Here is an 11,373-nt window from a genome sequence, read left to right on the forward strand (position 1 = left end):
ATCCGCTCAGCGAGCGACGACCGTCGTCGGCAGGGCGGCGAAGCCGCGGTTGTTCGAGGAGTGGATGCGGCGCACGCCGGCGGCGTCGATGTCGTAGTCGCGGACGCGCCCGGCGATCTCCTCGAGCGCGACGCGCAGCTCCAGCAGGCCCAGGTTGGAGCCGAGGCAGTGGTGGCGGCCGCTGCCGAACACCAGCGACGCCCCGGTGTCGCGGTCCAGGTCGAAGGTGTCCGGATCGGCGAACCCCGCCGGGTCCCGGTTGGCGGCCCCGCTGATCAGCAGCATGCGCGACCCGGCGGGGATGCGGACGCCGTGCAGCTCCACCTCCTCGGTGGTGGTGCGCAGATTGGACTGGGTGGCGGGGTCGTAGCGCATGCTCTCCGCGATCCAGTCGCCGATGCGGCCGCCGAGCGCCTGCTCCCGCTGGGCGGGATGCTCCCAGGCGGCGTGCCAGAGGTTGCCCAGCGTCAGCATGGCGGTCTCGATGCCCGCGCCCACCAGCAGGATCAGGATGCCGACGATCTCCTCCGGGGTGAGCCGGTCGTCGCCGTCGGCCGCGTCGAGCAGCCCGGACAGCAGATCGTCACCGCGCTGCCGGCTCCGCTCGACGGTCAGCTCCGTGTAGTAGCCGACGAGCACGCCGATCGCCTGCATCGCCTCCGGCCGCAGATCGGTGGACTCCTCCTCGGTGTACATGATCTCCATGCCGAGCTTGCGGATCATCTCCCGGTCGCCCGCCGGGACGCCGACCAGCTCCGAGATCACCTCGGTGGGGTACGGCCCGGCGAAGTCGGCCATCAGGTCGAAGCTGCCGCGGTCGAGCAGCGGCTCCAGCATGCCCCGCGCGATCTCCCGCAACCGGGGCTCCAGCGCCTGCACCCGGCGCTGGGTGAACGCACGCGTCACCAGACCGCGCACCCGGGTGTGCTCGGGCGGGTCCATGGCCACGAACGAGAAGAACTGCTTGGCCTGCGGGCCCCAGAACGCCGGCTCCATGCGCAGCCCGTTCGCGCTGGAGAAGCGCTGCGAATCCCGCAGCGCCGCAAGCACATCGGCGTGCCGCGACAGCGCCCAGAAGTCGTCGGTCTCGTTCCGGTAGACCGGCGCCTCGGTGCGCAGCCGCGCGTAGTACGGGTACGGGTCGGCGTGAACGGCGAAATCATAGGGGCTGTACTGCACTGACATGGCAAGCCTTCCGCGGCGCGGCCAGGGGCGCTACCGGTTCTCCCACTGCGAGCTGACATGATCACAGTAGTCGAGAGGAAGGAGGGTGGCGTGGACTCCGAGCAGGCGCCTCCCGGCATCGATGTCACCAAGCCGCACCCGGCCCGCCGGTACGACTACTGGCTGGGCGGCAAGGACAATTTCGAGGCCGACCGCGAGTCCGCGGAGGCCGTGGCCGAGGCCTTCCCCAGCGTCCAGTTCTCCGCGCTGGAGAACCGCGCCTTTCTGCGGCGGGCGGTCACCTACCTGACCGCCGAGGCCGGGATCCGGCAGTTCCTCGACCTGGGAGCCGGGCTGCCGACCGCCGGCAACGTGCACGAGATCGCCCAGGACATCGCGCCCGAATCGCGCATCGTCTACGTGGACAACGACCCGATCGTGCTGATCCACGCCCGCACGCTGCTCGACCGCCGGCCCGAGGGCCGCACCGCCTACCTCCAGGCCGACGTCCGCGAGCCCGACCGCCTCCTCTCCCACCCCGACCTGCTCGACACCCTGGACCTGTCCCGCCCCGTGGCGCTGATGCTGGTCGCCGTGATGCATTTCCTCACCGACGACGACCGGCCCTACGAGGTGGTGCGGCGATTACGCGAGGCCTTACCCTCGGGCAGCTACCTCGTGATGACCCACGCCACCAGCGACCACCTCACCGCCGAGGACCTCGCCCAGAGCGACGAGGCCAACCGCCGCAGCGGAATTCCGTTCCGCCTCCGCTCCACCGCCGAGTTCAGCCGGTTCTTCACCGGCCTCGAGGTGGTGCCGCCCGGCATCGGCTCGGTCATGTCGTGGCGGCCGGAGGGCTGGCGCGCCCACCCCCGCCCCGAAGCGGTCTCCATGCTCGGCGCGGTAGCCCGGATCCCGTAACGACGGAACGGCTTCGGCCCGGCGCTGCCTAAGCAGGGCCGGGCCGAAGTGCGCTGTGCCGCAGGGGTTTACGGCAGGGGGCCGCCCGCGGCGATGGCCGAGAGGGTGGCGAACTCGTCGCCCTTGAGCGACGCGCCGCCGACCAGGGCGCCGTCGACGTCGGTCTGCGCGATCAGCTCGCCGACGTTCTTGGCGTTCACCGAACCGCCGTAGAGCACGCGGACCGTGGCGGCGATGGCCGGATCGGCCAGCTGCGCCAGCTCCGCGCGCAGCGCGCCGCACACCTCCTGGGCGTCGGCGGGCGTGGCGACCCGGCCGGTGCCGATGGCCCACACCGGCTCGTAGGCGATGACGACCTTCGAGATCTCCTCCGCCGACAGGCCTTTCAGCGAACCGCGCAGCTGCTCCAGGTTGTACTGGACGTGCGTCTGCGCCTCGCGGACGCCCAGGCCCTCACCGATGCAGACGATCGGGGTCATCCCGTTGTCGAGCACCTTCTTGGCCTTGGCGGCGACGGTGGCGTCGTCCTCGGTGTGGTACTGCCGCCGCTCGGAGTGGCCCACCACGACGTAGGTGCACCCCAGCTTGGCCAGCATGGGAGCGCTGATCTCGCCGGTGTAGGCGCCCGAGTCGTGGGTGGACACGTCCTGCGCGCCGAAGGTGATCAGCAGCCGGTCACCCTCCACCAGCGTCTGCACGCTGCGGATGTCGGTGAACGGCGGGAGCACCGTGACGTCGACCTTGGCGAAGTACTTGTCCGGCAGCGCGAACGCGATCTTCTGCACCAGGGCGATGGCCTCGAGGTGATTGAGGTTCATCTTCCAGTTGCCCGCGATCAGGGGCTTACGTGCCATTATTCGGACTCCCGAGCTGTGTCTTCCAAGACGCTGATACCGGGAAGTTCCTTGCCCTCCAGGTATTCCAGCGACGCGCCGCCGCCGGTGGAGATGTGCGAGAAACCGTCCTCGGGCAGCCCCAGCGTGCGCACGGCCGCGGCCGAGTCGCCGCCGCCGACCACCGTGAACGCGCCCTTGCCGGTGGCCGTGACGATCGCCTCGGCGACACCGCGGGTGCCGGCGGCGAAGTTCTCGAACTCGAACACACCCATCGGGCCGTTCCAGAACACCGTCTTCGCCTCGGTCAGCAGCGCCGCGAAGCGCTTGGCCGACTCCGCGCCCACGTCCAGGCCCATCCAGCCGTCGGGAATCTCGTGGGCGGGCACCGTCTTCGACTCCGCGTCGGCGGCGAACTTGTCGGCCACCACGATGTCGACGGGCAGGTGGATGACGTCGGCGAACCGGTCCAGCAGGTCCTTGCAGGTGTCCACCATCTCCTCCTGCAACAGCGAGGTGCCCACCGAAAGGCCCTGTGCCGCAAGGAAGGTGAAGCACATGCCGCCGCCGATGACCAGGGTGTCGACCTTCGGGGCCAATGCCTCGATGACGGCCAGCTTGTCCGAGACCTTCGACCCGCCCAGCACCACCGCGTACGGCCGCTCCGGCTCGGTGGTCAGCTTCTGCAGCACCTCGACCTCGGCGGCCACCAGCGTGCCCGCGTAGTGCGGGAGCAGCTGGGCGACGTCGTAGACCGAGGCCTGCTTGCGGTGCACCACGCCGAAACCGTCGGAGACGAACGCGCCGTCGTCGCCGACCAGCTCGACCAGCGCGCGCGCCAGCTTGCCGCGCTGGGCGTCGTCCTTGCTGGTCTCGCGCGGGTCGAAGCGGATGTTCTCCAGCAGCAGCACGTCGCCGTCGGTGAGGCCCTCGGAGCGCGCGAGCGCGTCCTGGCCGACCACGTCGCCGGCGAGCTGGACGTTGCGGCCCAGCTCCTCGGCCAGCTTCGCCGCCACGGGGGCCAGCGAGAGCTTCGGGTCCGGCTCGCCCTTCGGGCGGCCCAGGTGCGCGGTGACGACGACCTTGGCGCCGGCCTCGGCCAGCGTCTTGATGGTCGGCACCGACGCGACGATGCGGCCCGGGTCGGTGATGGTCCCGTTGTCGAGGGGGACGTTCAGGTCGGAGCGCACCAGCACGCCCCGACCCTCGACACCCTCGTTCAGCAGATCCTGGAGTGTCTTGACTGCCATAGCGTTACAGCGACTTGCCGACGAGGCCGATCAGGTCGGCCAGGCGGTTGGAGTAGCCCCACTCGTTGTCGTACCAGGAGTAGACCTTGACCTGGTCGTCGATGATCTTGGTGAGCGGCGCGTCGAAGATCGACGAGTGCGGGTCGGTCACGATGTCGCTGGAGACGATCGGGTCGACGCTGTACTTCAGGATGCCCTTCAGCGGGCCCTCCGCGGCGGCCTTGAACGCGGCGTTGATCTCCTCGACGGACGCCTTCTTGGCCAGGTCGGCGGTCAGGTCGGTGATCGAGCCGGTGGGGATCGGGACGCGCAGCGAGTAGCCGTCGAGCTTGCCGTTCAGCTCGGGCAGCACCAGGCCGATGGCCTTGGCCGCACCGGTGCTGGTGGGCACGATGTTCAGGGCGGCGGCGCGGGCGCGGCGCAGGTCCTTGTGCGGGCCGTCCTGCAGGTTCTGGTCCTGGGTGTAGGCGTGGATGGTGGTCATCAGGCCCTTGACGATGCCGAACTCGTCGTTGAGGACCTTGGCCAGCGGGCCCAGGCAGTTGGTGGTGCAGGAGGCGTTGGAGATGATGTTCTGGCTGCCGTCGTACTTGTCGTCGTTGACGCCCATCACCACGGTGAGGTCCTCGCCCTTGGCGGGCGCGGAGATGATGACCTTCTTGGCACCGGCGGCCAGGTGGCCCTTGGCCTTGGTGGCGTCGGTGAAGATGCCGGTCGACTCGACGACCACGTCGACGCCCAGGTCGCCCCACGGCAGGGCCGACGGGCCCTCCTTGATGGCCAGCGCCTTGATGCGCTGGTCGCCGACCACGATGGTGTCGTCGCCGTCGAGCGAGACGTCCTGCGGCAGGCGGCCCAGGATGGAGTCGTACTTCAGCAGCGTCGCCAGCGTGGCATTGTCGGTGAGGTCGTTGACCGCGACGATCTCGATATCCGTGGTGCCGAGCGCCTTCTGCGCTTCGACCGCCCTGAAGAAGTTCCGACCGATGCGGCCGAAGCCGTTGATGCCTACCCGGACAGTCACGTTATCGCTCCTCAGCTCTCAGCGGATTCGTTCCGTTGCAGATCCACCCTAATGCCCGCGGCCGACGCCCCTGTCACGCCCCTGGTCACGGTGAACCTGAGGGTCAGAGGCGGAAACACTACCGGCGGGACGACAACTCCGGCGAGCTACCCGCACGCACGCCGCTTACACAGGCCGGCGCCGACGCGCTCACCAGGAATTCCGCGGAATGCGCGCCGCGCGCCGCGGGTGGCCGGCGACGAACCCGCATTCCGACCGGCCGATTTCCCATCGCTGGGGAGCGACGGAACAGCGTGGCGGATTTCCGCCGATCGGGCCCTCAGCCCGCGACCACCTCGGTCTCGTAGAAGCAGAAGTGGTCCTTGATGCCCGCCACGTCGTCCTTGGGTTCGGGATACGCCCACACCAGGTCCGCCGCATCGGGTACCGACCAGTACGCGGCGGTGCCCTTGAACGGGCAGAACGAGGTGGTGGCCGACGCGGTGAGCAGATCGGTGCGGACGTCCTCGGGCGGGATGTAATAGCGCACGGGACAACCGGTCTCGCGCAGCACGAGCGGGCGGGTGCTCTCCGCGAGCACCGTGCCGTCGTGCACCACGCGCACGTGCTCGGTGCCCTGTTCGACGGTGATGCGATGTCCTACGGTCACGGTCGTGCCCTTCTGTCGGGGACTGCGCGAAAGCCGCGCTCCCCCGGTACAGCGTCACCGGCGGGCCGATTTCTTCCCGGGCGCGCGGGGTGCGGGCCGACCGCCGGCCGGCCCGCGCCGCTCACGCGTCTTCGAGTAGTTCCGCGGTGACCGCCGACTCCGTGTCGGGGATGCCCAACTCCTTGGCGCGCCGGTCGGCCATCGAGAGCAGCCGTCGAATGCGGCCCGCCACAGCGTCTTTCGTCATCGGCGGGTCGGCGAGCTGGCCCAGTTCCTCGAGCGAGGCCTGGCGGTGCTGCACGCGCAGCCGGCCCGCCGCGGCCAAGTGGTCGGGCACGTCGTCGCCGAGGATCTCCAGGGCACGCTCCACCCGGGCCGCCGCGGCCACCGCCGCGCGGGCCGAGCGGCGCAGGTTGGCGTCGTCGAAGTTGGCCAGGCGGTTGGCCGTGGCCCGGACCTCCCGGCGCATCCGGCGCTCTTCCCAGGTGAGCCGGGTGTCCTGCGCGCCCATGCGGGTGAGCAGCGCGCCGATGGCCTCGCCGTCGCGCACCACCACCCGGTCGGTGCCGCGGACCTCGCGGGCCTTGGCCGAGATGCCCATTCGCCGCGCCGCGCCGACCAGCGCCAGCGCCGCCTCGGGCCCCGGGCAGCTGACCTCGAGCGCCGACGAGCGGCCGGGCTCGGTGAGCGAACCGTGCGCCAGAAACGCGCCGCGCCAGGCGGCCTCCGCGTCGCCGATGCTGCCGCCGACCACCTGAGCCGGTAGCCCGCGCACCGGGCGGCCGCGCACGTCGAGTAGACCGGTCTGCCGGGCCAGCGCCTCGCCCTCCTTCGACACCCGCACCACGTACCGGGAGGTCTTGCGCAGACCCCCGGCGCCCAGGACGTGCACATCGGAGCCGTAGCCGTACAGCTCGAAGATCTCCCGGCGCAGCCGGCGCGCGATGGAACCCATGTCCACCTCGGCCTCGACGATCACTCTGCCGCCGACGATGTGCAGGCCGCCGGCGAACCGGAGTAGCGCCGACAGTTCCGCCTTGCGTGAACTCACCTGCGAGACCGACAGACGGCTAAGCTCGTCCTTGACCTCGGCTGTCATCGCCACGAGACCCGCTCCTTTCCACCCAACGCGGACCGCACCTGCTGGCCCATGTGCCGTCCTTCGACTCGAAGCCCTGCTGATTCCGGCCGAGGTTGCCCGATCACCTGATCCAGTGCGGCGGCAAGCTTTCCAGGGTGGTGCCGGTCCGTCCCCGCCTCGGCGACATCAGCGAAGGTTACTCGTGCACGCAGCTGTTCGGCGGCTCTTGCCACATGTTCGCGTTCCCGGCCCTCCGGTACGGAGCCCGAATCCACCACCACCTGGTCGACCGCGAAATCCGGTGCGTGCTGGGACAATACATGCAGGTGCCGTTCGGCGGAGAATCCGGCCGTCTCGCCGGGTTCGGCAGCGAGGTTGAGCACCAGCACTTTTCGCGCCCTGGTGTGGACCAGCGCCTCGCGCAGGTCGGGCACCAGGACGTGCGGAATCACGCTGGTGAACCAGGATCCGGGACCGAGCACCACGACATCGGCGTGCTCGATGGCCGAGGTGGCCTCGGGGCTGGCCGGCGGATCGGACGGGATCAGCCGGACCCGGCGCACCTTGCCCGGCGTGGTCGCCACCGCGACCTGGCCGCGGATGCAGCGGCTGACGCGCGGGTCGGCCTCCAGGCCCGAGACGTCGGCCTCGATGGTCAGCGCGGTGGGCGACATCGGCAGCACCCGGCCGGTAGCCCGCAGGATGCGGCCCACCTCGTCCAGCGCCGCGACCGGGTCGCCCAGCACCTCGGTCAGGCCGGCCACGATCAGGTTGCCCACCGAATGCCCCGCGAGTGCGCCGGTGCCGCCGAAGCGGTGCTGCACGGTGCGCGCCCACAGGCCGTCGGTGTCCTCGGCGAGCGCCGCCAGCGCCATGCGCAGATCGCCCGGCGGCAGCATGCCGAGTTCGGCGCGCAGCCGCCCGGAGGAGCCGCCGTCGTCGGCGACGGTGACCACCGCGGTGACCGTGCGGGTCAGCCGGCGGACCGCGGTGAGGGTGGCGTACAGGCCGTGGCCACCGCCGAGCGCGACGACGGCAGGCTCGGATTCGCGGCTGCCGGCCGCGTCGGGGTCGCTGTCGGTCATTCGCGCCCCAGATCCCGATGGACCACGCGCACGACGTCGTTGCGATCGGGTTCTCTGTCCCGGAGTAGCTCGCCCAGTGCCTCCGCTATCGCCACGCTGCGGTGCTTTCCGCCGGTGCAGCCCACTGCCACGGTCATGTAACGCTTCCCCTCTTGGCGGTACCCGTTGGTCGTCAGATCGATCAGGTGGCAACAGGTCCGCAGGTAGTCCTCGGCGCCCGGGCGGGACAACACGTACTCGCTGACCACCGCGTCCTGTCCAGTGTGTTCGCGTAGTTCCGGTACCCAATGCGGATTGGGTAGGAAACGCAAATCAAACACCATGTCGGCGTCCAGCGGTACTCCGTACTTGAAACCGAACGATTGGATTGCGATCTGCAGCGCGGCGGGCGCCCCGCCGCCGTAGGCCTCCTCGAGCCGGCGGTGCAATTGGTGGACCGAGAGCGCGGTGGTGTCGATGACCAGGTCGGCCGCGGTCTTGACCTTGGACAGGCGGGCGCGTTCGGCGGCGATGCCCGCGGTGAGGGTGCCGTCGGCGCTCTCGTTCTGCAGCGGGTGGCGGCGGCGGGCGAAGCCGAAGCGGCGGATCAGCACGTCGTCGGAGGCTTCCAGGAACAGCACCCGGGTGCGAACGCCCGCGCCGCGCAGCTGCTCGGTGACCCCGGACAGATCGCCGGTGAAGAAGCGGCTGCGCACGTCCATCACCAGCGCCAGCTTGCGGATCGGCGGGTCGGCCGAGGCGCCCAGCTCGACCATCCGGCCGATCAGCTCCGGGGGCAGATTGTCGGCGACGTACCAGCCGAGGTCCTCGAGCACGCGCGCGGCCGTGCCGCGGCCCGCGCCGGACAGGCCGGTGACGATCACGACCTCGACACGCCCGCCGTGGCCGGCCGCGCCCGGTTGCGCCTCGGCACTGCCGGACTGCGGGCGCGCGGGGGCCGGCGACGAGGTCGCCGCGCTGCTGTTCGATTCGACGCTGGTCATGTCCTACCGGATCCGTGTCTGCCTGTCATGCGATCTTCCTGTCCTGCGCCCGGGCGCGGCGTCCGACACGCGGCAGGAAACCGAGTCGTGACGTCATCCGCCGTTCGCCTCGCTCGCGTTCAGGGCCGCGAGCACGGCCTTCGCCGTGGCCACCCCGATACCCGGGACCTCCGTGATCTCCTCTACCGTAGCTTCCTTCAATCGGGCGACGGATCCGAAGTGCGTCACCAGCGCGGTGCGCCGGGACGCGCCGAGCCCGCGCACCGAGTCCAGCGCGGACGCGGTCATCCGCCGCGAGCGCTTGCTGCGGTGGAAGGTGATCGCGAAGCGGTGCGCCTCGTCGCGGACGCGTTGCAGCAGGTACAGCGACTCGCTGGTGCGCGGCATGATGACCGGGTCGGGCTCGTTCGGCACCCACACCTCCTCGAGGCGTTTGGCCAGCCCGATGACCGCGACGTCGGTGATGCCGAGTTCGTCGAGCACCTCCGCGGCCGCGTTCACCTGGGGCGCGCCGCCGTCGACGACGTAGAGGTTCGGCGGGTAGGAGAACTTGCGCGGCTTGCCCGTCTTCGGGTCGATACCGGGCGGGATGTTCGGCTCGGCGTCGTCGGCCGCGTCGACGAGCGGGGCAACGCTGTCGGCGGGCACCGGACCGGACCGCAGGTCGGCGGCCTCCATCTCCTCGAGGTCGCGGCGCAGCCGATAGAACCGCCGCCTGGTCACCTCGGCGATGCTGGCGACGTCGTCGGAGCGGCCCCCGCCCGCGGCCTCCTTGATGGCGTAGTGGCGGTACTCGGACTTGCGCGGCAGCCCGTCCTCGAACACCACCAGCGAGGCCACCACATCGGTGCCCTGCACGTGACTGATGTCGACGCACTCGATGCGCAGCGGGGCGCTGTCGAGATCCAGGGCGTCCTGAATGCCTTGCAGCGCGGCCGATCTCGCCGTCAGGTCGCCGGCGCGCTTGAGCTTGTGCTGGGCCAGCGCCTCGGCGGCGTTGCGCTGCACGGTCTCCATCAGGGCCTTCTTGTCGCCGCGCTGGGGCACCCGCAGCTGCACCCCCGCGCCGCGCAGGTCGGCCAGCCAGCCCTGGATCTGCTCGAGGTCGCCGGGCAGGGTGGGCACCAGCACCTCGCGCGGCACCACCGTGGCCGGGGTCTCGGTGTCGGTGTGCTCGGCGAAGGCGGCCTGTTCCCCGTAGAACTGGGTGAGGAACTGCTCGACCAGGGCGGGCAGTTCACCGCCGGCCTCGACGTCGTCGATCGCGTCGCCGGATTTGTCGACCACCCAGCCGCGCTGGCCGCGCACCCGGCCGTCGCGCACGTGGAAGACCTGGACGGCGGCCTCGAGTTCGTCGGTGGCGAAGGCGATCACGTCGGCGTCGGTGCCGGTGCCCAGCACCACCGCCTGCTTCTCCAGCGCGCGCTCCAGCGCCTGCACGTCGTCGCGCAGGCGGGCGGCCGTCTCGAAGTCGAGATCGGCTGCGGCGGTTTGCATTTGACGTTTCAGCTCACGCACCATGCGGTCGGTCTTTCCGGACAGGAAGTCGCAGAAGTCCTCGGCGATGCGGCGGTGTTCCTCGGCGCTGACCCGGGAGACGCACGGCGCGGAGCACTTGTCGATGTAGCCGAGCAGGCACGGGCGGCCGATCTGCCGGTGGCGCTTGAACACTCCCGCCGAGCAGGTGCGCACGGGGAATACCCGCAGCAGCAGGTCCACCGTCTCGCGGATGGCCCACGCGTGCGCGTAGGGGCCGAAGTATCGGACGCCCTTCTTGCGCGCGCCCCGGTAGACGAACACCCGCGGGTATTCCTCGTTCATGCTCACCGCGAGCATGGGGTAGGTCTTGTCGTCGCGGTAGCGGACGTTGAACCGCGGATCGAACTCCTTGATCCAGTTGTATTCCAGCTGTAGCGCTTCCACCTCGGTGGTGACCACCGTCCACTCGACGCTCGCGGCGGTGGTGACCATCTGGCGGGTGCGCGGGTGCAGCGCGGCGATGTCGGCGAAGTAGGAGTTCAGCCGATTGCGCAGGCTCTTGGCCTTGCCGACGTAGATGACCTGCCCGTACCCGTCCCGGAATTTGTAGACGCCCGGTTCGAGGGGGATGGTGCCCGGCGCCGGCCGGTACGTCGCTGGATCTGCCACCCGACAAGCGTATCGACCGGCCCCGACAGCTCCGGGACGGTCCGGCCCGACACCCGCGGACGGTCCCGCGGGTGTCGGCGCGTCCGGCCGGGAAGACCCGTCCCGGCGCTAGGGCCTGTCTCCCAATAGATTTTGCATGACCAGCCCGAACAGCGGGCCGGTCATGCATTATGGTCGCCGTGGCGACACTGACCGGTGATCGGTACCAGGTGCTGACGGACAAGCAGTGGGA

General features: G+C 70.4%; 10 protein-coding genes. 1 reads left to right on the forward strand and 9 read right to left on the reverse strand.

All coding sequences use genetic code 11. The annotated features are described in order from the left end of the window. Positions 1–6: 6 nt before the first annotated feature. Positions 7–1,185, reverse strand: coding sequence for a cytochrome P450 (locus IU476_RS35090; RefSeq protein WP_195106652.1), 1,179 nt, complete (start codon positions 1,183–1,185; stop codon positions 7–9). Positions 1,186–1,275: 90 nt separating this feature from the next. Between IU476_RS35090 and IU476_RS35095 the strand changes: the two genes are divergently transcribed. Next, positions 1,276–2,088, forward strand: coding sequence for an SAM-dependent methyltransferase (locus IU476_RS35095; protein WP_324194577.1), 813 nt, complete (start codon positions 1,276–1,278; stop codon positions 2,086–2,088). Positions 2,089–2,156: 68 nt separating this feature from the next. Here the strand turns inward: IU476_RS35095 and tpiA are convergent, their stop codons facing one another. The 8 genes from tpiA to uvrC all read right to left on the reverse strand — a co-directional run bounded on the left by tpiA (position 2,157) and on the right by uvrC (position 11,141). After that, positions 2,157–2,942, reverse strand: a complete 786-nt coding sequence (gene tpiA, locus IU476_RS35100; protein ID WP_195106654.1) for a triose-phosphate isomerase — start codon at positions 2,940–2,942, stop codon at positions 2,157–2,159. Beyond that, a complete protein-coding gene (locus IU476_RS35105; RefSeq protein WP_195106655.1) occupies positions 2,942–4,171 on the reverse strand; it encodes a phosphoglycerate kinase in 1,230 nt (409 codons plus the stop codon). The genes tpiA and IU476_RS35105 overlap by 1 nt, the downstream gene beginning before the upstream one ends. Positions 4,172–4,175: 4 nt before the next feature. After that, a complete protein-coding gene (gene gap, locus IU476_RS35110; protein WP_195106656.1) occupies positions 4,176–5,195 on the reverse strand; it encodes a type I glyceraldehyde-3-phosphate dehydrogenase in 1,020 nt (339 codons plus the stop codon). 319 nt (positions 5,196–5,514) lie between these two features. Then, complete coding sequence (locus tag IU476_RS35115; protein ID WP_195106657.1) at positions 5,515–5,844, reverse strand: DUF427 domain-containing protein; 330 nt, start codon at positions 5,842–5,844, stop codon at positions 5,515–5,517. Positions 5,845–5,965: 121 nt separating this feature from the next. Next, positions 5,966–6,949, reverse strand: a complete 984-nt coding sequence (whiA, locus tag IU476_RS35120; protein ID WP_195106658.1) for a DNA-binding protein WhiA — start codon at positions 6,947–6,949, stop codon at positions 5,966–5,968. Next, a complete protein-coding gene (locus IU476_RS35125; protein WP_195106659.1) occupies positions 6,940–8,010 on the reverse strand; it encodes a gluconeogenesis factor YvcK family protein in 1,071 nt (356 codons plus the stop codon). The genes whiA and IU476_RS35125 overlap by 10 nt, the downstream gene beginning before the upstream one ends. Next, positions 8,007–8,993: an RNase adapter RapZ gene (gene rapZ, locus IU476_RS35130; protein ID WP_195106660.1), complete on the reverse strand. Its 987-nt coding sequence runs from the start codon at positions 8,991–8,993 to the stop codon at positions 8,007–8,009. Before rapZ ends, IU476_RS35125 begins: the two co-directional genes overlap by 4 nt. A gap of 93 nt (positions 8,994–9,086) precedes the next feature. After that, the gene (uvrC, locus tag IU476_RS35135) at positions 9,087–11,141 is read right to left on the reverse strand and encodes an excinuclease ABC subunit UvrC (RefSeq protein WP_195106661.1); all 2,055 of its coding nucleotides are present in this window, start codon (positions 11,139–11,141) and stop codon (positions 9,087–9,089) included. Between the last annotated feature and the right edge of the window lie 232 nt (positions 11,142–11,373).

Source organism: Nocardia blacklockiae, assembly GCF_015477355.1.
GTDB lineage: Bacteria > Actinomycetota > Actinomycetes > Mycobacteriales > Mycobacteriaceae > Nocardia > Nocardia blacklockiae.